15 protein-coding genes and 1 tRNA gene are annotated in these 22512 nt (G+C 60.8%); 6 read left to right on the top strand and 10 right to left on the bottom strand.

What is annotated here, in order from left to right; genetic code table 11:
• Positions 1-213: 213 nt before the first annotated feature.
• The 3 genes from glmM to I2F59_RS05740 form a co-directional block, all read right to left on the bottom strand.
• The gene (gene glmM / locus I2F59_RS05750; RefSeq protein WP_195503542.1) at positions 214-1545 is read right to left on the bottom strand and encodes a phosphoglucosamine mutase; all 1332 of its coding nucleotides are present in this window, start codon (positions 1543-1545) and stop codon (positions 214-216) included.
• Positions 1546-1628: 83 nt separating this feature from the next.
• Complete coding sequence (locus tag I2F59_RS05745) at positions 1629-3941, bottom strand: DUF4012 domain-containing protein (RefSeq protein ID WP_195503541.1); 2313 nt, start codon at positions 3939-3941, stop codon at positions 1629-1631.
• 149 nt (positions 3942-4090) lie between these two features.
• On the bottom strand, positions 4091-5113 hold the full coding sequence (locus tag I2F59_RS05740; RefSeq protein WP_192919570.1) for a DMT family transporter: 1023 nt from the start codon (positions 5111-5113) through the stop codon (positions 4091-4093).
• A gap of 289 nt (positions 5114-5402) precedes the next feature.
• On the opposite strand from I2F59_RS05740, the gene I2F59_RS05735 reads away from it, so the two are divergent.
• A tRNA-Val gene (locus I2F59_RS05735) sits at positions 5403-5477 on the top strand.
• A gap of 225 nt (positions 5478-5702) precedes the next feature.
• On the top strand, positions 5703-6389 hold the full coding sequence (locus I2F59_RS05730; protein ID WP_052043999.1) for a DUF5710 domain-containing protein: 687 nt from the start codon (positions 5703-5705) through the stop codon (positions 6387-6389).
• A gap of 444 nt (positions 6390-6833) precedes the next feature.
• On the opposite strand, the gene I2F59_RS05725 is transcribed toward I2F59_RS05730, so the two are convergent.
• Positions 6834-7916, bottom strand: a complete 1083-nt coding sequence (locus I2F59_RS05725; RefSeq protein WP_006235116.1) for an HNH endonuclease — start codon at positions 7914-7916, stop codon at positions 6834-6836.
• A gap of 215 nt (positions 7917-8131) precedes the next feature.
• On the opposite strand from I2F59_RS05725, the gene I2F59_RS05720 reads away from it, so the two are divergent.
• Positions 8132-8623 (top strand): hypothetical protein, encoded by a 492-nt coding sequence (locus I2F59_RS05720; RefSeq protein ID WP_195503540.1) that lies wholly within the window; start codon positions 8132-8134, stop codon positions 8621-8623.
• Between the two features lie 100 nt (positions 8624-8723).
• Here the strand turns inward: I2F59_RS05720 and I2F59_RS05715 are convergent, their stop codons facing one another.
• Positions 8724-10190 carry an ATP-binding protein gene (locus I2F59_RS05715; protein WP_195234199.1) on the bottom strand — a complete coding sequence of 489 codons (1467 nt, stop codon included), beginning with the start codon at positions 10188-10190 and terminating at the stop codon, positions 8724-8726.
• A 621-nt stretch (positions 10191-10811) separates the two neighbouring features.
• On the opposite strand from I2F59_RS05715, the gene I2F59_RS05710 reads away from it, so the two are divergent.
• The gene (locus tag I2F59_RS05710) at positions 10812-13850 is read left to right on the top strand and encodes an insulinase family protein (RefSeq protein ID WP_195503539.1); all 3039 of its coding nucleotides are present in this window, start codon (positions 10812-10814) and stop codon (positions 13848-13850) included.
• Positions 13851-14217: 367 nt separating this feature from the next.
• The gene (locus I2F59_RS05705; RefSeq protein ID WP_195503538.1) at positions 14218-14814 is read left to right on the top strand and encodes a 5-formyltetrahydrofolate cyclo-ligase; all 597 of its coding nucleotides are present in this window, start codon (positions 14218-14220) and stop codon (positions 14812-14814) included.
• Positions 14815-14856: 42 nt separating this feature from the next.
• Here I2F59_RS05705 and metA read toward each other — a convergent pair whose 3' ends face one another.
• On the bottom strand, positions 14857-15783 hold the full coding sequence (gene metA / locus I2F59_RS05700) for a homoserine O-acetyltransferase MetA (protein ID WP_195503537.1): 927 nt from the start codon (positions 15781-15783) through the stop codon (positions 14857-14859).
• Positions 15784-15994: 211 nt separating this feature from the next.
• On the opposite strand from metA, the gene I2F59_RS05695 reads away from it, so the two are divergent.
• Entirely contained in the window at positions 15995-16972 is a 978-nt protein-coding gene (locus tag I2F59_RS05695; RefSeq protein ID WP_195503536.1) for an L-lactate dehydrogenase, read from the top strand.
• Positions 16973-17351: 379 nt separating this feature from the next.
• Here the strand turns inward: I2F59_RS05695 and I2F59_RS05690 are convergent, their stop codons facing one another.
• From I2F59_RS05690 to I2F59_RS05675, 4 genes are all read right to left on the bottom strand, one after another.
• The gene (locus I2F59_RS05690) at positions 17352-18320 is read right to left on the bottom strand and encodes an SIS domain-containing protein (RefSeq protein WP_195503535.1); all 969 of its coding nucleotides are present in this window, start codon (positions 18318-18320) and stop codon (positions 17352-17354) included.
• A gap of 144 nt (positions 18321-18464) precedes the next feature.
• Positions 18465-19229 carry a GntR family transcriptional regulator gene (locus tag I2F59_RS05685; protein ID WP_195503534.1) on the bottom strand — a complete coding sequence of 255 codons (765 nt, stop codon included), beginning with the start codon at positions 19227-19229 and terminating at the stop codon, positions 18465-18467.
• Positions 19230-19231: 2 nt separating this feature from the next.
• The gene (locus I2F59_RS05680) at positions 19232-21214 is read right to left on the bottom strand and encodes a RecQ family ATP-dependent DNA helicase (protein WP_195503533.1); all 1983 of its coding nucleotides are present in this window, start codon (positions 21212-21214) and stop codon (positions 19232-19234) included.
• 375 nt (positions 21215-21589) lie between these two features.
• Entirely contained in the window at positions 21590-22309 is a 720-nt protein-coding gene (locus I2F59_RS05675; protein ID WP_195503532.1) for a GntR family transcriptional regulator, read from the bottom strand.
• Positions 22310-22512: the final 203 nt, after the last annotated feature.

Raw genomic sequence — 22512 nt, 5'->3', positions numbered from 1 at the left:
TCCCCTTTTTTCGCCCAATAACTAGGTACCCAATGACTAGTTCGTTGACGCTAATGACTTGGCAATGTCAGCGAAAACGGCCCCAAGCGAGCAAGGTGACGTGAAATGAAAGGGCGCTGACCTTCTGGTCGCACCCTTGAAATTGAACGTCAGATTGCCGCTTGGGGCCGTTTGCAGCGTCGAGCAGTTACGCGGTTTGGTAAAACCGCGTAACTAAAGAGCCTCGAGCGCGTTGGCGATGCGCTTCATGGCGGCATCGGCGGATGCTTGGCCGGGCGCCTCGGCCAGCACGCGGATAACCGACTCGGTTCCGCTCTTGCGCACGAGCACGCGGCCCTCGCCTGCCAGCGCAGCCTCGGCCTCGGCGATGGCGTTCTGCACGCCCATGTTCTCGAGCGCGGCGTCCTTGTCCGCCACGTGCACGGCCACCTGCGCCTGCGGCAGCAGCTTGCACGGAGCCGTGAGCTGCGAGAGCGTCTCGCGCTCGGCACGAATCACTTCCATCACGCGCAGCGAAGTCATAATGCCGTCGCCCGTGCGCTCGATATCGCCAAAGATCGTATGGCCCGTCTGCTCGCCGCCCAAGCTGTAACCGCCCTCGCGCATCTTGGCATACACGTGACGGTCACCCACGCCGCTGGTCACGGCACTCAGACCGGCAAGCTCCAACGACTTGATCAGGCCAAAGTTGCTGGCGATCGTCGGCACCACGGTACCGCCCGAAAGGCGACCGTGCTTGTTCAGATACACGCCGCACACGTACAGGATCTGGTCGCCGTCTACCACGCGACCGCGCTCATCCACGGCCAGGCAGCGGTCGGCATCGCCATCGTAGGCAAAACCCACGTCCAGGCCCTGCTCCACCACATGGCGCTGCAGGCGCTCCATATGCGTGGAGCCGCAATCGACGTTGATGTTAAAGCCATCGGGCGCGGCATTGATCACGCGCACGTCGGCACCGAGCGCGTCAAACACCGGCTTGGCCACCGAGGAAGCCGAGCCGTTGGCGCAGTCGATACCGATCTTGACGCCCTGCAGCGAAAAGTTCGCACTTGCAATGAGCGAAGCAATGTAGCGGTTGCGGCCCTGCATGTAGTCCACCGTGGCACCGATGTGGTTGCCCGTGGCCAGCGGAACTTCGCTCTTGCCATCGATGTAGTCCTCGATGAGCTCCAGTACGTCCTCGTCCATCTTAAAACCGTCGCTATTGACGAGCTTAATGCCGTTATCGCAAAACGGGTTGTGGCTTGCGCTGATCATGATGCCGCAATCGAAGCAGCCTTCCACAGTCTGATGCGCTACGCCTGGCGTGGGGATCACGTGCAGCATATAGGCGTCCGCACCGCTCGCGACCAGGCCGCTCACCAGCGCCGCCTCAAACATATAACTCGAGCGACGTGTGTCCTTGCCCACGATAACGCGCGCCTTAGCACTGCGGTTGGCGCCGTAATACCAGCCCACAAAACGGCCAATCTTATAAGCGTGCTCTACCGTCAGCCCAACGTTGGCCTCACCGCGAAAGCCGTCGGTGCCAAAGTACTTCATGCGCTCTCCTTACAAAATAGGGGCGAACAGATTGCCTGTCCGCCCCAAAATGGTACTCGATTATCTGCGCTACCAGAAAAACCCTACGCCGACGCGCTGTCGCGAGCCGCCTGGCATGTAGGAGTCTGACGCAGCGTAAGCGGCTTGTCCCCCGCCTCGGCCGACGTGGTCAGCGTATACGTGATCGTCGTCGTCTCGCCAGCATGCAGGTCAACGGTGCCCGAATAGAAGGGGATTCCATGCCACATAGCGGCGCCAAGACCAAACTGGGTGCCCTCGACGGTCAGATCAGTAATGTTGCCGCCCGTCGGGGCAAACAACGAGACATTCAGACGCTCGTCGTCACGCGCGGCATCGGGTGCGCTCGCCGCAACGTAGTCGGGCAGCTTGCCAGCCTCCTCCTGCGTCATGATGTTCGTCAGGGTAACGGTGATGCGATAGGAGCACGTGCCGTCGCCGTTCTTCACGCCCTGACCAATCTGAGTGTCGGCGTTCAGATACCAGTCGAGCTTGGAGAAGCTCAGGTTGTTAAAGTAAACGCCGGCAACGGGATCGGCACTCGGATCATCCGGATCGGGCAGCGAAGCGTCAATGCCCGTCTCTTTGATGGCATTCTGCTCATCATCGTTTCTCATCCACGCGATCAGGCGGCCCTCTTCGGCACCGCGCTCAACGGCGCTGACAAGCTTCGTAACATCGACATCGCCGATACCGCCAAGGATCTTGTCGAAGGCAGCGCTGGCGACGGATGCAAAGATGCCGTCCGACTCCTCGACCGGATAGTTCCAGTACACATCGTGCATGAGGACCTTTGCGGCGTTGGTGCCGTCGACAACCGTTCCGTCGGGCAGTGACACGTTACCGACCAGGCCCAGCAGATACTGCAGGAACACCGGGTCGATACCGATGACGCCATCAACGTCCTGTCCATACTGGGACTTCCACAGCGCGGCGACACGCTGCGAGTTGCGGGGCCAATCAGGCGAATAGGTATTGCCCGAGTTGTACAGGTTGCTGTGGTTGCCGAACAGCGCCTCATCCTCTTCGTCGACGCTCTCGACCGCCTCATCCTCGCTGAGTCCAATGCGGGGAACAAACTCGCCAATCGACATCTGACCGTCGGTGACCGAAATCAGGCCCTGCGAACCGCCAAAGCCGCCGCAGGCACGAATCTCGACGTTGTTCATGGCGTACATAAGGTAGTTGCGCGTCTGGCCGTTGGCGCCGAGCATCTGGGGAAGGACGGGGGCGACCTTCTCCGCCGCGTCAACCGCACCGTTGAGGGTGGCAAAGCCGTCCTTGGCCTTATCGACCAGCTCGGTCACCTGGGAAATATGAGTATCGCCAATGCCCTGGACCTTCTCGTTGGCGCTCTTGAACACCTTCGAGCTGCTGGAAAGCGAATCGGCGACCGCCTGCAGCGCGGACACGTTAATCATGCCGTCCTGGAACAGCTTGCCGGGCGTGGCCTGCGAAAGGTTGTCGGCCATGGGAACCAGCGCGTTGCTCGAGACATCGGACAGGGCGTCGATCATGGTGCGGGCTGCGTTGATGTCACTGCCATACACCGGGATAAACGATGCCGCCGTCCACAGCGGGCTCGAGGTCTCCGCCTTCATGCTGTCGCAGAGCTCATCGATCTTCTTCGCGTCGTCAGGCAGCGTCGAAAAATCGCCCGACGTGACCTTGTCCTTAAGGCCACCGACAATCTCGACAGCCTCCTTCGCTTCGCTCTTTACGGTCTTTGCCGAGTTAAGCAGCATAAAGCCGCTTGCGCCAAGCGCAACGAGAAGCACCGCGACTACAACGGCAATAATGGCGCCGGTGTGACGCTTTTTGCGCTCGCCCTTGCGATGGCGATGACGGACCAGACCGTCAGAGGTCGAACTCGACGAAGCGTCGCTACCGTAGTTCAAGCCAAAATCGTAATAATCTTCCTTGGAACCCGAGCCCGCAAACTCGGCACCGCTATCATCCAGGCGGGCGAACGTGCCAGTCTCGGAGGCGCCGGTGTAAATCGTGCCAAGGTTACCCGTAAGCCCCGCGCCACCAGCAGAGGGAGTATTGTTGGCGGCCTTGCCGGCATTAACGTTGCCGGCAGCATTCGCGGCGTTGGCAGCACCTGCGTTGTTCGCAGGCACCGAAGGAGCCCCGCTCGGCTGCGACGCGGAGGTTGCACCGCCCGCAAAGACATTCCCTCTTGCACGGCCGGTCTTTTTTGCCTTTTGAGACTGCTCGTACAGAGCGGTAAACATCGCCGTCTCGCCCGGGGACACGCGCTTACCGGAACCGCCCTGTCCAGCGCCGCCCGGCGTGCCGGCCTTACCAGCCCCGTTCGGACGCGGCGGAACTGCAGGGCGGCCGCTATCGCTGCCCTTAAAGTGATTACCAGCCATAAAGAAATCCTCGCAATTGAGTCGCAATGAAAAAGTCCATAACGTTGCTAGTTTATGGCATTTTGAGCATCGACAGCTAAACTCCAGACACGGACATCAATTGGCGAAAATGCGGCACAACACCTTTTCCGTCTTGGCGGCGGCGCTAGCTACACCGTAAGGAACATCATCACGATGATCATGACAAAGCCGATAAGGTCGGTCGGCAAAAACACCGTCCCCAGCATAACGGCGCTGGTGATGGTCGCCGAAACCGGCTCCACAGTTCCGATGAGGCTCGCGCGCACCGAGCCGATGTCCTTAACGCCCTGCATATAAAGCATGTAAGCAAAAAACGAGCCGATAACCACGAACACCGCGAGCGCCTCGATGCCGGCAGCGTCGAGCGCCGGCATATGCGCCCAGGGCTGCACGAAGACGCACGAGACCACGCCCGCCGTGAGCATTGCCGAGCCCGTGACGATGGGGCTGCCGTATTCGGGCAGGATCTTGGCGGGAATCACCGCCATACACGCGGCGCTGACCGCACACATAAGACCTGCTGCCAGGCCAAGCGGCGAGATATTCAGGCTGGTGGGGTCGCCGCCGGTGGCGATTAAAAAGGTTCCACCCAGAGCCAGGCCAATGCCGATGACTTCGCGAGTACGCGGCATACGGCGATCGGTCACGCAGGCGTAGCCCATGATGATAACGAGCTGCAGGCACTGGAGCACCGTCGCGGTTCCGGCGTTCGTCAGGCGCACGGCCGAAAGATAGCAAAACTGGTTGAACAGCAGGCCAAAAGCGGTAAAGAGCAGCAGCTGCTTGCGATCAGCGGGCGTCGTCCAAAGCTTGACCAGGCGTGCGCGGTCGCGCGTGACAACCACAGCCATAAAGAGCAGGCCGGCGAGAATCTGACGCACGCTCATAAGCCACAGCGTATCGACATGGTAGGTATCGAACAAAAAACTCGCGCTGGTGCCCGAGAAGCCCCAAAACGAACCGCCCACCAGCGTAGCCAAGACGCCCGTGATCATCTTGCGCGTCGAAGCGCTGTTCAGGCGGTCGCGCCATGCGCGACGGGTGTTGCGGCTGAGCTCGTCGGTGCCCTCGGGCACATCAATGTTCGATATATCGGTCATCGGCACCGAAGCCCCTGCGCCTTCGACCTGCTCGACACACTCTTTGCTCATTCCACTCCCCCGAAACAGTCTGGAAGCAATTCGGCTTACCTTACCACGGCAAAGGCACCAGCTGGAGGCTTGTCCGTTTATCGGTAGGACAATTCCGCAGACGTCTTTCCATAGCTCGATACCACAATGGGCTTGCATTATGCAACAGCCAAATCGCGGCAGCAGGCTCTTTTGAAATGGATATGACAAAGCCCCCGAATTCCACAATGTAAGCGATTTTTAAAAATGTTCTTGCCACCGAGTTCAGGCTCCGTTATATTATCCCTTGCGCGCTTGCGCACCCTTGATCGGGCGTTTAGCTCAGGGGGAGAGCGCTTCCCTGACACGGAAGAGGTCAGAAGTTCAAATCTTCTAACGCCCACCAAATGTTCACAGCTCAGAGGCTATGTCTCTGAGCTGTTTTGTTTTATGTCGCCAAATCAGCTGGCAGCTCCAACCGCCCAACTAGCCAAAAGCCGACCATCTACTTGCCGATCTATTCATCGGCATAACCAATCAGTCCGCACCGCAACTTCTCAGCAAAACGCCGCGATGTCTGCGCCCTGCGGTATCCTTGAGCCACTTGCACCTGCAGCACCAAGGAGCCGCCATGCGCACCGAGCTCGATGTCCCCTTTTCGCACAAAGAAGAAGCCAAGGCGCTGGGCGCCAAATGGGACCGGACCAAGAAGATCTGGTATGTACCCAGCGGCGTCAACCCCGAGCCCTTTGCCGAGTGGCTGCCCGGTGTTGACCGATCCGACCCCTCAGCGCCGTATATATATCTAGTACTGGGCAAGCGCGAGTGCTGGAAGTGTCACAAAGAGACCTCGGTCGCAGCCTTCGGCATTCCCTATCGAACCGATAACGACGAGAGCATCGCCATCGCGCACGCGCCCAACGAAGCCGGGTACATTGCCATCGACACGGCCAACGCCAACGCACTCGCCATCGTGCCCGCTCTTGGCTGCGTACCGGGCGAGATCCGCGACTACCTTCATAAGCGCTGCGGCTACAAGCCCGTAGGCGCGCGAGCCTCCAAAGCCCCGTCGCTCGGCAACACGTGCACCAGTTGCGACGCGCTGCAAGGCAGCCGCTATCTGTTCGAGGAGCCCTCGTCCCCGTTTGCCCTCACTGCCATCAACAAGCTGCCGGCACTGGAGTTTATACGCGTCGAAGTTGCCGGCGTCTTTGGCGTCCCGGTCACGCGTACCGACTTTGACCAGGCGCTCTTTACCTGGGCACGCGACCATCACGCCGAGTTCCACAAGCAACTCGGTGAGGGGATTTATTTGTAGAGGCAAAAGACACTCACAGCCAACTCCTCCGCATCACCTATCCCTCGTCGCCGGCGTCGTACACGATATCGAGGCCACAAACAGGGCATTTCTCCGGATACACCGGCATATGAACGCCTGTCCGTTTTCTCACTTCGTCGCTGAGTCTGTCGCGCGCATCGATAAACCGAATGTCGAGACACGGTATTTGCGAGCCGCAGCAAGGGCAGGTGACGACAAACGACGCGCAATCAACCTCTACGCTCGGAAACATATTGTTGTCTATAAGGGCACACGGCAGTTTTCCGTACTTCCCCATCGCAATATCGCCTCGCCAGCTCATATACGCTCCCCTCTCGCTATACAAATCAGGAAGAGCATGCACCGGCGGGCGTGCGCGAGATTGCATCGCCACGCGATCCGATCAAACAACACGATCGTCAAAGAATGCCAAAGCCAAATACGCTAATACGGCAGAAGCCCCGCCTTTTCACGCTTCTTTTCCGAGCGATCGAACTCAATGCGATGGGCCTCAAGAAACACCGTATCGGGTCGCCACTGACGCTCATCCGGCTGCCTTAGCGTCGCACCCGCAAAGGAAGCGTAGTCGGTCTTATCCAGCAGGTACGATCCGCACAGCCGATATTCGCCGCAAACAGGCTCAAACGAAATCAGGTGAGCATCAAATAGGGAATGAAGATCGCGCCGAAGCAGAATACCGTTGCTGGCAACCTGCGATTTGGGTCCCGAGTAATTCTCGATATGTGCAGCCTCCAGAGCTTCACTGACGCCGCAGTCCGACACCGCGCAACGGCCATCATAGGCGGCAACGAGCTGCTTGCGGAACCATTGCTGCCCCAATCGCTCGCGCCTTAACGCATAGCGGACCTTTTCGTCGTCGGTCGCACCCTGTCCGGCAAACTCAATATCGACGGGTATGTGCTTCAGATAACTCATGTCGGGCGCAAAACGAGGGTCCGGTCCGCCTTTATGAACAGGACCGTGCAGAACAAACCATCCATTTTCGGGCTCGAACCGCTCAACAAACGCAAGGCCGAGCACCTTATAGCCCACCTCGGTTGCAAATATGACTCCGACTGGGACGCCACATTCCATGCAGTTGAGCATTTTACGGTTGTAATTCTGGTCTCGAGAACCAACGGCTCCTGGCGCTTGGACCGAATACTTAATGACCCACGTACCGTCATCCAAATAGAGCGGAGGCACATCGGTGTAGAAGCTCTTTTTAGAGTTATGGACCGAAAGCGCAAAGATCTTATTGGGATCTTGCTTCACCCGATCCTGGCCCGGCCAGAAGATCCCTGAATCCCGCGTTACGGGAAAGAAGTCCGAGCCAATTCTCAAACGGTACTGATACTGAGGACTATCTTCCTTGGTGTGGTGCGGAAGGCTGGTCCAAACGCCGCCGCGCTGTTCCTCACCCAGAAACCACTCCCATGCCTCAACGTATTCGGAAGGCACGAGACTGCAGGCGCGGTCATAGCTTGGTCCATCCATCAACGGAACAGCAAGGTCAATGTCGTTCATCGCCAGCACCTACAACCATACGAACGCGAGTCATGCCCCTCAATAATATGGCCGAGAGTCAATTATTACGAGATCTCATTCCGCGATCGGCACATCGTTGATGCTCTCGGTTTGCCGCTGGCGCGCTTGTACCCCGCTACCCCACTTCCCTGTATACTGATGTAGCACGTGTTTCATCCGGGCTTGTTGGGCCGGGTCGTTCATGGGAGGTTCTTGTGGCTGTTTCGAATCCGCCTAAGGGGAGCGTTTCTTCTTCGTCCATCAAGCCGGTTACGCGCAAGGCCGTGCGTTGCCAGCGCGAGGTCGCTTGGCTTGTCACGCAGGCAGCGGGCAGGCTTGTGGCGACCACTCAGGACGTCAATGCGCCTACGCCGAGCTTTGTGTTAGCGGCGGCGCTAGATTTTGTGCGCCAATTGGAGCTTGCCGCACAGGATGCCAGCGGCCACCTCGACTACCAGAATGTTATGGAGCCCGACCTGCAAACGTTCTGCCACATGGCCAAGTTGCCCGCCGCGCCCAATGCGCTTTCGGACGCAGGCTACATGTTTACGCTTTCGGGCGCGGACCTTATCCGCGACATCTATGCATACTGCAGCGAGCTCGCCGAGCGACACGTCTTTGACGCGGCAGAAGTCAAACCGGGAAATGTCATCAAGCTGGTTCTTAGGCTGTTCTTGATAGACGGGTTCGGGGCCATGCCGGCGTAAGCCGAGTCTTTAGCATCACCGTCGATTGGGCAACAACCGCTTTACCTTAATGGACGCCAATCGAGGGTCGATTATTGGGTCGCCTCGTCCACTAACGCATCTATCCCACGCGCTCCGACAGTCGATACTTGCGGTTGCGGCTCGTCGCCGGCGCCGTGGGCTCAAGCTCGCCTTGAGCAATGAGCGCGTTGACGCGCGACCTAACCTGGGAAATTGTGAGCCCTGTGCGCTCTGCCAGCTCGCGCGTCCCCAGCTCGCCGTAGTGTTTGAGTGCCGTCACAATTAAGCCCCCGCCATGATCGACCGGCTCGATCTTTGAACGGTAAAGTACGACCTTGAACCGATCGAATCCCGGGCAGAACAGGGGCTCGGCCAGACCATGCGCGCGCATGGCATCGATCATCATCGGGATGCCCGAGCCATTGCCCTCAGCCGGCGAACCTGCGCCATCCGGCAGCGGGACAATCGACATGAGCTTCACAAGCGTCGCGTTACGGCATCGGGAGCTGCCGTCAAACAAGTTCTCGCGAGTCTTTCCCCCGTAAAGGCCGCCAGGATTCGTCACCTCGACACGATCGTCAAAGACGTCGACGGCAATCGATTGTCCACAGAACCGATCCCCGTATTCTCGATGGATTACGGCGTTGGCGATTGCCTCGCGCAGAACCTCCTCGGGAATCTCAAGCGAGTCGACACGCGAGACGCCTTGGACGGTCGAGGTTCGCCGCAAATTCTTGGCGACGGCTGCGACGGCATCCGAGATCATCTCGCCCAACGTTCCCTCACAGATTGTGCGGTCCATGAACCTCAGCGACCCCGCCATGCCCTTCTGAGTTCCCGCATGGACAGCCACGTCAATGAAGAGCTTGGGATAGAACTGCTGAGGGTAGGTGCCCACAACTAGGAGTCCAGCCTTGGTGACATTGCCCTGGGAATCAAGGATATTTAGGCGCTCCAGCTTCGTTTGTTTGTCCGGCGCGCCGCGCATTGCCCGGGGCGTCAACGAGAAAGCCCGATCTATCGTACGGTCGACCAGCGTCTCGTCGAGATTGTCCGCGCCCGCACCCGCCACCGCGTCGCGATCGCTCGGAGTCGCTCGACCGTATGACGCCAATGCGAGCACCTCAGTCGATGAAAGCGGCACATCTTTGTCATCGATGCGCTTGTAGCTGCCGCCCTGGGCGCCCCGCTCTATGACATAGCAGGGCTTGCTCGACGGATCGAGCTCCTCAATCGTAATGACGAGAACGATGACGCCCTGAAGCTCCACTCGCTCGATCGTGTATTTAGGCGGATTGGCCAGCTTTCCTCGACCGCCCGCATCACCCATGCCTGACACAAATTGGTTGAGCACTTTCTCGGTCTCGAAGTTCTCAACCGGGACAAAACCTGCGCGCTCACTCACTCCGAGCACGATGATTCCGCCGGCAGTGTTCGCGAATGCGCTCACCGTTTCCCATACGTCGCGGGAAAGCGTCGTGGCGCTCTCCTTCACTTCGACGTTAAGATCATCCGAGCCCATACGCCTTAAAGACTCAAGCAGACCGGTCAGCTCGTTTTCGTTCATCTGCACGTCCTTTCGCTCGGTCCTGCGGAGAATGCCGCGGATAGATTTCCCTCGTCTCTCAGTTATCTCTCGTAATTATCTCTCATTTATCTCTCTATCTCTCGGCTTAGAGATAAGAGATAGATAGAGATGGAATGTCTACCATTTGCTTCATTTATACATATTTTTGCTGGTAGAACAATCGGTATTGAGACAATACCATGATTGCCTACCTCTTTGCTGCTCAGTTATCTCTCATATTTTTCTCTCATCTTCCTGTCATCTCTCATATTAGAGACGAATGAGAGACGAGAGATACGCGAGTGATGGACGAGCGAGGATTTTCGGACGGTCGGATATCGAGAGTGGATATTTGGACGGTTTTTGGGGCTTTTGCGGCAGATTCCGTCCAAATATCCACTCTCGTTCGATAGGTGTCCGGAAATCCTCGCTCGTCCGTCCGAATATCCACTCTCGTTTGGCGTGTGTCCGAATTTCCACGCTCGCGCGGCGGTCACGCGGGGCCTTTACCCATTCCGCCGGCATCGTCTTCAGTTCGCCGCAGAGCCGCGGCCCCATATGGGTATACTTTCGAGGATTCGACTCGATTCGCCCCCGCTGGGGCGTCAAAGGAGACTGCATATGCCCACCACCTCAACCGACCCGCGCGCCGCTGCCGCCGCGCTGCTGGTACCCGGCACCACCTGCCACGGCTTTGCCGTCGAGCGCTGTGAGACCGTGCCCGAGCTCGACTCGGACGCTTACGTGCTGCGCCACACCGCCTCGGGCGCTCGCCTGCTGTACCTGGCGTGCGACGACGAAAACAAGGCCTTTGCCATTGGCTTTAAGACGCCGCCGGCCGATTCCACCGGCGTGTTCCATATTCTTGAGCACTCGGTGCTGTGCGGATCGGCTAAGTTCCCCGTCAAGGAGCCGTTTGTCGACCTGATCAAGAGCTCCATGCAGACGTTTCTCAACGCCATGACCTACCCCGACAAGACCATCTACCCCGTTGCCACCACCAACGAGCAGGATCTGTACAACCTGATGGACGTGTACCTGGACGCGGTGTTCAACCCGGCCATCTATACCAAGCCGACCATTTTTGAGCAGGAGGGCTGGCACTACGAGCTGGACCTGCCGGAGAGCGTCGAGGGCGAGGGCGACGGCGGCTCCGCGAGCCTGCGCGAGGGCACGCTGCGCTATAACGGCGTGGTGTTCAACGAGATGAAGGGTGCGCTGTCCGACCCCATGAGTGTGCTGGACGACGCCGTCAACGCCGCGCTCTACCCCGACACCGCCTATGCACACGAGAGCGGTGGCGACCCGCGCGCGATTCCCGCGCTCACCTACGAGCAGTTCCTGGACACGCACGCGCGCCACTACAATCCTTCCAACTCTTATATAACGCTCTACGGCGACCTGGACGTGGACCGCGCCCTGGCCTTTTTGGACGAGCGCTATCTGTCGCAGCCGAGTGCCGCGAGCCGCCGCATGGACGCTGCCGTCGCCGCCGGCGAGGACCCGTCCACGATGGCGCCCAATCCGCTGGGCGTGCAGGCGCCCGTGACCTGCGAGTACAAGCGCGTCGAGATGGCCACCACACCCGAGAACGCCCTGGTGGGCCTGGGCCTGGTGCTGGGCAACGCGCTCGACCGCAAACGCACGATCGCGGCGGATATCCTGTTTGAAGCACTGCTGGGCTCCAACGAAGCGCCGGTTAAGAAGGCCATTCTGTCCGCCGACCTGGGCGGCAACGTGGTGAGCTACACGGCGGCCGAGAGCCTGCAGCCCTACGAGCTCATCATGCTGCAAAACGCGCAGCCCGGCGTGGCGCGCGAGCTGCGCCGCGTGTTCCAGGACGCCTGCCGCGACTTATGCGAACATGGCGTTCCGCGCGAGCGCCTGGAAGCCATCATCAGCAGCAACGAATACGACCTGCGCCAGCGCGACTACGGTATCGCCGACGGCGTGGCCATTGCGTGCGACGCGCTGAGCACGTGGCTCTACGATGACGACGCCGCGACGCTGGCGCTCAAGTACGGCCCGGTGTACGAGGAGCTGCGTAGCGAGCTGGACGGCAGCTATTTTGAGGACCTGCTGCGCGAGCTGGTGCTGCAGAACGATCACATGGCGCTGGTCGAGCTGGTGCCGGTGGACGCCGCCGAGGGTTCGGAGGGCGCCGAAGCTGCCGAGCTGGCTGCCGAGCGCGACGCCATGACCGATGCCGAGCTGGCCGACGTGGTCGAGCGCACGGCTGCGCTGCGCACCGCGCAGGAGGCGGAAGACACACCCGAGGCCAAGGCCACGCTGCCGCGCCTGCGCGTGTCCGACATTGGCGAGGCGCGCCCCGAGCCGCCGCTGATCGTGGACACGATCGCGCCCATCCCCTGCCTGCGCCACGGCATCCCCACCAACCGTCTGGCCTACGCCATGCAGTATTTCGACCTGAGCTGCGTCGCGTTTGAGGACCTGCCCTATGTGACGCTACTCTGCCGCCTGCTTAAGCAGCTGCCCACGCGCGAGCACTCGGCCGAGGAACTCGACAACTTGCTCGCTGGCAAGCTCGGCTTTTTGAGCTTTACGACCGAGGTCATGACGCAGCCCGAAGTGGACGGCGTGCGCCCCTACCTGCTGGTGAGCGCCGGCGCCCTGTCCGAGAAGATCGATGCGCTGGCGAGTCTGCCGCGCGAGGTATGGTCGAGCACGCTTTTGGCAGATGCCGACGCCGACCGCGTGCGCGACGTGCTCACGCAGATTCGCATTGGGCTTGAGCAGGGCTTTATCAACAACGGTCACTCGGCGGCGCTCGGTCGCGCGATGAGCTACAGCTCGCCTTCGGCCGTGGTGCGTGAGCAGCTCTCGGGCGTGGATTTCTATCTGTTCCTGCGCGATCTGCTCGACCACTTTGACGAGCGCCTGGACGGCCTGCGCGCCAAGCTTACCGAGCTGGCAGGCCGCATCTTTGTGGCCGACGGCTGCATGGCGAGCTTTACCGGCAGCGACGAGGACTTTGACGCGTACTGGGATACCGCGGGTGACCTGGGGCTGGGTGCGGGCGATGGTGCCGACCGCGGCGCGCTCGCGGTGCCGACGCCGTGCGACCGCCACGAGGCTTTCGTGATCCCCAGCGACATCTGCTTTGCCGCGCGTGCGTGCGATCCGCGTCGCTTGGGCATTGACGTGACAGGCGCTTGGGCCGTGGCTGCCAACGCGCTCTCCTACGATTACCTGTGGAACGAGATTCGTGTGAAGGGCGGTGCGTACGGCTGCGGATTCCGCGCAGCCGGCGAGCGCCAGACGGCGTTCTACACCTACCGCGACCCGGCGATCGATCCTTCGATTGAGCGCGTGGAGCGCGCGGGCGCATGGCTTGGCAGCTTTGAGCCCGACGAGGCCGCCTTTGAGGGCTTTATTGTGAGCTGCGTGAGCGGCATGGACGCGCCGGTGAAGCCGTACGCGCTCACCAAGCGCCGCAACACGACCTACCTGGCCGGGCTCGATCCGCATGCGCGCGAGGAGCGTCGCGCCCAGATGCTCGCCGCCACGCCCGGTGAGCTGCGCTCGCTCGGCGCCGACGTGACGCGCATCGCAGCCGAGTCGCCCACCTGCGTCTTTGGCGGCCGAGACGTCATCGCCAAGAGCAACGCCGGCTTTAACGTCATCGACCTGCTGGGCTAATGCACAAAGGTAGATTTTTAGGACATGCCTGAAAATCTACCTTTTTCTGCGGCTTGGGCGAGGCGGCGCAGCCCACCGCGGCGGTTTGTCTCGATCTGTAACATCTAGACGGCAATATCGGCTCCAGATGTTACAGATCGAGACGTTCCCGAACGGCACCAGTTCTTTGTCTCAATCTGTAACATCTAAGTCCAATTTTGCCGAGTTACTGTTACAGATCGAGACAAACCGCCGCAGACGCCCATCACAGCACAGACCGCCACGAAGGTGCATGTGTCCCCTTCGTGGTTGTTTTTGCTGTTTACCCAGATAAAGCCTGCCAAAATAAACCTGTCCCTTTTTGGTAGGTTTGGGAGAGAGGGCCGGGATGGACAAGGCTGAGTTGCGGCGGGCGGTGATTGCTCGGCGCGATGCTCTTGATTTGGACTTGCAGGCGGCGAAGTCTGCTGATATCTGTGCGCGGCTGGTTGAGCTGCTGGGCCGCTCGGATGCCGCGGCGCCGCGCACCGTTGCCGTCTACGCCGCGATGGGTTCCGAGGCAGACCCTGCCGCGTTTGCCGCTGCGGCCGCCGTGCGCGGCCGGCGCGTAGCCTATCCGTGCATGCTCTCGGCAGCCGAAGCCACAGCTTGTGGCCAGCGCATGTGCATGCGGGCAGTTGCTGTCGACGATGCGTCCGCGGCTCCGTTTATCGCCCACCCCACGCGGGCCTTCACGGCCATGGACATCGACAGCGACCGCTTCCCTATCGTGCCTGCCGATGTTCTCGACATGATCGTCGTGCCGCTCGTGGCCTTCGACCAAACCGGCGCGCGCCTGGGCTACGGCGGCGGTTGCTATGACCGCTATCTGCCCATGCTCTCGCCCGCATGCCAAATCATCGGCATCGCCTTTGACGAGCAGCGTGTCGACCGCGTTCCCACCGACGCTCACGACCTGCCGCTACCCCACATCATCAGCGCCTAATCGCCGCCATATCAGCCACGGCTACAGCAGTACCATCGCAGCCTAGTGCTCCTCGCCGGCGCGGGCTAGGTCGTAGGGCGTGGTCTGGTAGACGTAGTAGTTGAGCCAGTTGGTGTAGAGCAGCTGAGCCTGGCTGCGCCAGACGTTGCGCGGCTCGGCGGTGGGGTCGTCACCTGGGAAGTAATGCGCCGGCACCTGGGGGTTGAGCCCGCGCTTCACGTCGCGCTCGTACTCCAGGCGCAACGTGTCGGTATCGTACTCGGGATGGCCAAAGACAAAGAAGCGGCGGCTGTCGGTCGACTTGACGATGTACAAGCCCACCTCGTCGGACACGGCCACGACCTCAAGCTGCGGCTCGGCCTCCACGTCCTCGCGGCGCACATCGGTGTTGCGCGAATGCACGGCATAGAAACGGTCGTCAAAGCCGCGCACCAGCGGGCTTTGAGGCTTCACCAGATAATGCTCGAACACGCCGCTCGCCTTTGCCGGCAGGTCGTGCTTCTGAATACCGTAGTGGTGATACAGGCCCGCCTGCGCGCCCCAACAAATGTGCAGCGTAGAGTGCACGTGTGTGGTGGACCAATCCATGATCTGGCAGAGTTCGGGCCAGTAGTCGACCTCCTCGAAGGGCAACTGCTCAACCGGCGCGCCCGTGATGATCAGGCCGTCGTAGTGGATGTCGCGGATGTCGTCGAACGTGCGGTAGAACGTCTCCAGGTGGCCAGCGCTCACGTGCGTGGCCTCGTGCGTCTTGGTGCGCAGCAGGTCCACCTCCACCTGCAGCGGCGTGTTGGAGAGCTTGCGCATGATTTGCGTCTCGGTGGCGATCTTGGTGGGCATGAGGTTGAGGATGAGCACGCGCAGCGGGCGGATGTCCTGGTGCAGCGCGCGGTACTCGGTCATGACGAAGATGTTCTCGCTCTCGAGCTGCGCGGCGGCAGGGAGGGCGTCGGGAATGCGAATGGGCATGGATGCTCCTTACGAGTCAGTTGCAGCTATGGTACAACGAGCAGCCCTATCCGCGCGAGCACATCGCCCAGCGATGCCGTCAGCGGCCCAAATCACTCCAAAAGTAGAGATTAAGGCATGTGCCAAAAATCTACGGCGCTTTAGTCTAGCAAAGTGGCAGCTGGACGCTACAATGGTTCGACGCGAAAAACTCGGCCGAAAGGATACATATATGTACCAGACGCGTAAGATCGGTGTGGTCGGCCAGGGCCACGTAGGAGCACATGTCGCCAACAGCCTGCTTATGCAGGGCATTGCCGACGAGCTGTACCTGTGCGATATCAACGAGGCCAAGGTGACGTCCGAGGTCCAGGACCTGCGCGACTCCCTTTCGTTTGTCCCGTATAACACCAAGATCGTCAACTGCTACGACCACTACGAGGAGCTGGCCTGCTGCGACGTCATCGTCAACGCCGCCGGCAAGGTCGCGCTGGCCGCCGGCAACCGCGACGGCGAGCTGTTCTTTACCACCGACGCCGCCCGCACCTTTGCCAAGCGCATCGTCGACGCCGGCTTCGACGGCATCTTCGTAAGCATCTCCAACCCCTGCGACGTCGTGTGCACCGAGCTGTGGCACCTGACCGGCTACGATCCCAAGAAGATCATCGGCTCGGGCTGCGGCCTGGATTCCGCCCGCCTGCGCACCGAGATCTCCAAGAAGGTCGGCGTAAGCCCCAAGTCCATCGACGCCTACATGATTGGCGAGCACGGCTTTAGCCAGCTGGCTGCCTTTAAGGCCGCGACCATCGCCGGCAAGAGCCTCAACGAGCTTCAGGCCGAGAACCCCGACAAGTACGCCTTTGACCACATGGAGGTCGAGGAGCTCGCGCGCAAGGGCGGCTATGTGACCTACCAGGGCAAGCAGTGCACCGAGTACGCTGTCGCCAACTCCGCCGCGCGCGTCTGCGCCGCCGTGCTGCACAACGAGCACGCCGTGCTTTCCGCCTCCACGCTCATAACCGGCCAGTATGGCGAGGAGGGCATCTTTACCTCCCTGCCGTGCGTGATCGGCGCCGGGGGCGTCGAGGAGGTCTACACGCTCGACCTGTCCGAGTACGAGCTCGAGGGCTTCCACAAGAGCTGCCAGCACATCCGCGACAACATCGCCCAGCTCGACTGGTGGGACGCCGAGGCCTACGACGCAAAGTAGGCCGCTGGCTGCCGCAACCTTGCGAATCTAAACGCGATGCCAAGCGGGCCGCGCCGGAAATCCCCGGCGCGGCCCGCTTTTTTGACTCACGCAGTGCCCTTGCGAATCGAAGGTGAATACTTTTCCGCGAAGTGAACGAGTAAAAACGAGCCCCCGAAGCATCGACACTTTTCGGACGCCGTTTCCTGCGGTTTCGTCGAGTTTTCCCTGCAGTTTTGGCGTCAAAAAGTGTGGATGCTTCGGGGGTCCAAAATAGGTCGTTCACTTCGCGGAAAAGTATTCACCTTCGTTTTCGCGCAGACACGAATCCGGCTGCCACAACGCAAAACGGGGCCCGCGCGCAGCGCAGACCCCGTCGTGAGAGGTTATTCCCGGTATATTAGTACTGCTCGATGCCCATGTAGCGACGAACCTCGGGGCTGTGGTCGAAGACCTTGCCGCGGGCGGCGCGCAGCTCGCAGCTCATGTTGTAGAAGAAGATCGGCTCTAGGTACGAACGCACGCTGGCGGGCACGTCGCCCACGCCGTACTCAAGCGCGTCGAGCACCATAATCGTATCGGTGTGCGTGTTGAGGAACGCAAGGGCGCGCTCCTCCATGGGGCGGCACTCGCCCGCGCCAAGCTGCACAAAGTAGAACACACCGGGCTCGGTGGCCTCGAACGGGCCGTGGAAGTACTCGCCGGAGTGGATGTAGCAGCAGTGCTGCCACTGCATCTCCATGAGCGAACAGATGGCCATGGCGTAGGTCTGGCTAAAGTTGGGGCCGGAGCCCAGGATATAGAAGAACTTGTGCTGCTGGCAGAGCTCGGCAAAGCGGGCGCCCAGCTCGGCGTTGACCTTCTCGCGGGCGGCGGGCAGTAGCGCATCCATCTGCTTGAGGCCCTCGTACATGTCGGCGAGTGCCTCGTAGCCTTCCTGCTGGTCGAGCAGCTCGGCGGCGATCAGAGCGCCGATACCCTGAGGCACCTCGGCCTGCGGCACGCCTTCGCCCCACGGATAGACCCAGGTGATCCACTTGCCGTTGTCGATCTTGGAGCCCTCGCAGTCGGTGAGGGCGACGACCTCGGCGCCGGCAGCCAACGCCATCTCGCAGCCGTCGACGACCTCCTGCGTGTTGCCGCTGTGGCTGCAGGCAATAACGAGCGACTTCGGCCCTAGGCTCTTGGGGGCCATCAGGCAAAACTCGCGTGCCGTGTAGACCGTCGAGGTAAACGTGGTGGCCTCGCGCTTGAGCAGCTCGTTGGCCGGCATCAGGTCGATCATCGAACCGCCACAAGCGATCCAAAAGACGTTCTCGATCTTGCCCTTGCGCTCGATGATTTCCTGAATCAGATCGTGTGCGTTCATCCTGATGTTCCTCCTTGTGCGGCGGCTTTGAGCGACGACGGCTCGTACCTGCTGTCGTTCTATGTTGTCCTATTTATAACACGCACGGCAACGCCCGTGAAGTCATTTCACCAAAGTTGTTCTATGTTGTTCTATCTGTGGATGTTAGATGTCGAAGACGTAGCGCGAGCCCACGATCTTTTGGCGGCCGAGCAGTAGAGGGCGCCCGCCGGCGTCGGTAAAGTAGGCCTCCATATAGAAGAGCGGCTCGCCGACCGGCACCTCCAGCAGCGGGGCCGCCTGGGCATCCGCCAGCGCAATCTCCACGGTGCAGGGGTCGGACTTGAGCGGCGCGCGACCCGAATGCTCGGCGACGAGCGCAAAGATTGAGTTATCGGTGAGGTCCTCATCGGCCAGCGTCTGCAGGTAGGGATGGTCGGCGAGCACAAAGGCGTTGTTCTCAAGCATGACGGGGATGCCGTCTGCCGTACGCACGCGCTCGACAACGATGAGCTCGCAGCCGGGTTCCACCCCAAAAAACGCCGCATCTTCGTGCGTCGCCGCGACCACCGTGCGCGACACCAGACGCGCACCCGGCACCATGTCGTTGGCAGCACAACCCTCAGTAAAGCTCTGGACGTCACCCTTCTGGCGAATCTTGCGCTTGAGCTTGGGCGCACACACAAACGTGCCCCTCCCCTGCTGGCGGTTGAGATATCCCGCACGCGACAGCTCCTCGATGGCGCGGCGCACGGTGACGCGCCCCACGCCGTAGGACTTCGCGAGCTCCATCTCGGAAGGAATGCGCGAGCCGGCCACGTACACGCCGCGCGCGATCTCGCCCTTTAGGTCGTCCATGACCTGCTGGTACAGTGGCACAGCGGACACCTCGGCGCGCTCGGAACGTTCGGTCTTGCTATCGGCTACCATCGTTACGCTCCATCCCGCGCATGCTCGGACTCAAACTCTTCAATCGCCGCCATAAACTGCTCGCCAAAGGCGTCGGCCTTTTTCTCGCCAATGCCGTTGACCTGGATCAGCTCGTCGCGTGTCTGTGGGCGCAGGCGGCACAGGCCGCGCAGGGCCTTGTCGGAAAAGACCATGTACGGCGCCATCTCCAGCTCGGTCGAAATCTCCTTGCGCAGGGCACGCAGGCGCTCGAACAGCTCGGCATCGTCACCCACGCGCGGGCGCTGATCCAGCTCGGCCTCCTCGCGCAGCAGATCCACCGCACGGCGGGCGCGGGCCGAGGCCTTGCGCTTGGACGCGCGACGCTTAACGGTAAAGGCGAACGCCTCGTCCTCGACCTCGCCGGCACGCGGACCCAGTCCCACGACCGGGTACTGCCCCTGCGAGGTGGCCAAATAACCGCGACCGCACAGCTGCCCGATGATGTCCTTGATGCGCCCGACCGATTCGCTCGACAGCTCACCATAGCCGCGGTCCTCGTCCAGATGCATCTGGCGAATGCGCTCGGTGTTGCCTCCGTGGAGTACATCGGCGATCAGCGACTTGCCAAAGCGCATGGGTCGCGTGGCCACATAGCGCACGGCGGCGCGGGCCATATCGGTGACGTCCTCAACCTCGAACTGCGTGAGGCAGTTGCTGCAGTTGCCGCAGCCCTCGGCATCGTCCGTGGCGGCGCTGCCCGCACCGGCCGCAGCCGCATGCTCGGCCGCGGCCTCGTCGCCAAAGTAGCGCAGCATGTATTCGCGCAGACAGCCGGTGGTATTGCAGTAGCCCTCCATCTGGCTGAGCAGGCGATAACGGTTCTGAAGCGCCCACGCGCGCTGCTCGTCGTCAAGCGCCTCGTCGGCCGCATCGCCACGGTCGATCAAAAAGCGCCGCATACGGAAATCGTTGCCGTTCCACAGCAAGTGACAGCTGGCAGGATCGCCATCGCGGCCAGCGCGGCCCGCCTCTTGGTAGTATGCCTCGATGCTCTCGGGCACGTTGTTGTGGATCACGTAGCGCACGTTGGGCTTGTCGATGCCCATGCCAAATGCGTTGGTGGCGACCATCACCTGAATGTCGTCGTCGATAAAAGCGCGCTGGCTTTGGCGACGGGCGTCGTTGCCCATGCCGGCATGGTAGCGGCCAACGCGAATGCCGCTGGGTCCCAGCGCTTCGGCAAGCTCGCCTGCCAGTGCGTCGACCGTCTTGCGGGTGGAGCAATACACGATACCGCTCTCGCTCGAATGCGCGATCACATAGTCGCGCACCCAGGCAGTCTTGGCCTTGTCGCCCATCTCCTCGCAACCAAAGTAGAGGTTCTTGCGATCGAAGCCCATCACCACCGTCGCAGGATTTTGCAGGCCGAGCATCTGCTGAATGTCCGCACGCACGCGCTCGGTCGCCGTGGCGGTAAACGCCGCCACGATCGGGCGCCGCGGCAACGAATCGATGAACTCACGAATCTGCAGATAGGCGGGGCGGAAATCCTGGCCCCATTGGCTCACGCAGTGGGCCTCGTCAATGGCCACGAGCGGCACGCCAATGCCGCCGTCCGCCGCGGCTTCCTGCGCAAAGGCTAAAAAACGCGGCTCGAGCAAGCGCTCGGGCGCCACGTACATAAGCTGGTAGCGGCCCTCGCGCGCCCGCTTGAGCACGGTGTTTTGCTGGGCCGGAGTAAGGCTGGAGTTGAGATAGCTGGGTCGCGCACCCGCCGCGAGCAACGCACGGGTCTGGTCCTCCATAAGCGACAGCAGCGGACTCACCACAAAGGTGATGCCGGGCAGCATGAGCGCGGGCACCTGGTAGCAAATGGACTTGCCGGCGCCCGTGGGCATAACACCCAGCGCATCGCGGCCTGCAAGAATCGCATCCACCATGCGGTCCTGCCCCGGGCGAAACGAGGTGTAGCCAAAATAGGCGCCGAGCGTGTCAAGCGCCATCTGCTGCATGCTATCGGTCATGGTTTCCTAACGTCCAAGTCATCTGCCGCCGATTATACGCCGCCACGCGGACAGCAGCACACGGCCGCCGCCCAGACTAGTCGTTTAAGAACGCCCCCAACGGCTAAGGAGTGTCCCCAGGTGCCGACAGAAAAGGAACGTCCCCAAGTGCCGGCCCGGCAACGCCGATGTTTTGGCGCGGACAGCGAAAGCCCGCCAGAGCGAGCAAGGTGCCTTGAAACGAGGCGGCATTGACCTTCTGGTCATGCCGCCGAAGTTGAAAGGCAGATTGCCGCTCTGGCGGGCTTGCAGCGTCGACCGGTCCGTCGCTCGTTAGAACGGCGGAACCAAAGGCGCAACGTCGGCCCGTTACGCGGTTTGGTAAAACCGCGTAACTTACATGACCATAACGTAGCGCGATCCCACGTAGTACTGCTTACCCATCAAAACCGGCTCGTCATCGGGACCGGTAAAGCCGGCACGCAGGTTGAGCAGCGGATCGTGCGGAGCAATGCCCAGCTCGGCCGCCTGCTCGGCGTTAGCTCGAACGGCCTCGACCGTACGGTAGCCAACCGAGACAATCGGCGTTCCGCCAACACGCTCGACCTCGGCAAAAATCGACTTGTCCTCAAGATCGGCCGTCAACAGCTCACGGTAGGCGTCAAACGGCACAAAGATGTTCTCCTCAAAGATGGGCTCGCCGTCGGCCGTACGCACGCGCTTGATATGCAGCAGCAGCGCGTCCTTCTGCAGGCCAAAGAACTCCATCTCGTTTTGACGTGCCGGCACAATCTGGCGATCGACCACATGTGCGCCCGCCTTCATGTCATTATCGGCACACAGCGCGGTAAACGTCTGCAGCGTCGAAGCGTGGAACTGGCGGTTGATGTGCGGCGTGGAGACAAAGGTGCCACGGCCCTGCTGCTTAACCAGGTAGCCATCGGAGCACAGCTCCTCGACGGCGCGGCGCACCGTAATGCGGCTCACGTCGTACTGCTCGGCTAGCTCAAGCTCGGACGGAATACGCTCCTTGGGTGCATAAACACCTTTCTCGATCGCATCCTTGATTTCGTCGTAAATCTGCTGGTAAAGCGGTGCATTTTTGGGCGTAGGCATATCTAATCACTCTTATCGAAATATCGAAATAACTAATACGTATATAACGTCTAGTTTCATGTTACCTCATAATGATAAAACGATACACCCTCCCTACCAAAAAGCGACAGCTTCATTTTGGTAGGTTTTATCTGGGCAAACGAGAGCCTCCCGAAAGCAACGAGGCTTTCGGGAGGTTCAAGTGGACAGGATTGCGCCAGGCC

Origin of the sequence: Collinsella aerofaciens (assembly GCF_015556945.1) — a bacterium.
Classification (GTDB): Bacteria; Actinomycetota; Coriobacteriia; order Coriobacteriales; family Coriobacteriaceae; genus Collinsella; species Collinsella aerofaciens_AO.
The sequence above is the reverse complement of the archived record's forward strand: the minus strand, read 5'-3'. Positions and strand labels throughout refer to the sequence as shown.

Bases quoted from the DNA above. Each gene is read 5' to 3' on its own strand.
- glmM (WP_195503542.1), bottom strand. From the start codon at position 1,545: ATGAAGTACTTTGGCACCGACGGCTTTCGCGGTGAGGCCAACGTTGGG.
- I2F59_RS05745 (WP_195503541.1), bottom strand. From the start codon at position 3,941: ATGGCTGGTAATCACTTTAAGGGCAGCGATAGCGGCCGCCCTGCAGTT.
- I2F59_RS05740 (WP_192919570.1), bottom strand. From the start codon at position 5,113: ATGAGCAAAGAGTGTGTCGAGCAGGTCGAAGGCGCAGGGGCTTCGGTG.
- I2F59_RS05730 (WP_052043999.1), top strand. From the start codon at position 5,703: ATGCGCACCGAGCTCGATGTCCCCTTTTCGCACAAAGAAGAAGCCAAG.
- I2F59_RS05725 (WP_006235116.1), bottom strand. From the start codon at position 7,916: ATGAACGACATTGACCTTGCTGTTCCGTTGATGGATGGACCAAGCTAT.
- I2F59_RS05715 (WP_195234199.1), bottom strand. From the start codon at position 10,190: ATGAACGAAAACGAGCTGACCGGTCTGCTTGAGTCTTTAAGGCGTATG.
- I2F59_RS05710 (WP_195503539.1), top strand. From the start codon at position 10,812: ATGCCCACCACCTCAACCGACCCGCGCGCCGCTGCCGCCGCGCTGCTG.
- I2F59_RS05705 (WP_195503538.1), top strand. From the start codon at position 14,218: ATGGACAAGGCTGAGTTGCGGCGGGCGGTGATTGCTCGGCGCGATGCT.
- metA (WP_195503537.1), bottom strand. From the start codon at position 15,783: ATGCCCATTCGCATTCCCGACGCCCTCCCTGCCGCCGCGCAGCTCGAG.
- I2F59_RS05695 (WP_195503536.1), top strand. From the start codon at position 15,995: ATGTACCAGACGCGTAAGATCGGTGTGGTCGGCCAGGGCCACGTAGGA.
- I2F59_RS05690 (WP_195503535.1), bottom strand. From the start codon at position 18,320: ATGAACGCACACGATCTGATTCAGGAAATCATCGAGCGCAAGGGCAAG.
- I2F59_RS05685 (WP_195503534.1), bottom strand. From the start codon at position 19,229: ATGGTAGCCGATAGCAAGACCGAACGTTCCGAGCGCGCCGAGGTGTCC.
- I2F59_RS05680 (WP_195503533.1), bottom strand. From the start codon at position 21,214: ATGACCGATAGCATGCAGCAGATGGCGCTTGACACGCTCGGCGCCTAT.
- I2F59_RS05675 (WP_195503532.1), bottom strand. From the start codon at position 22,309: ATGCCTACGCCCAAAAATGCACCGCTTTACCAGCAGATTTACGACGAA.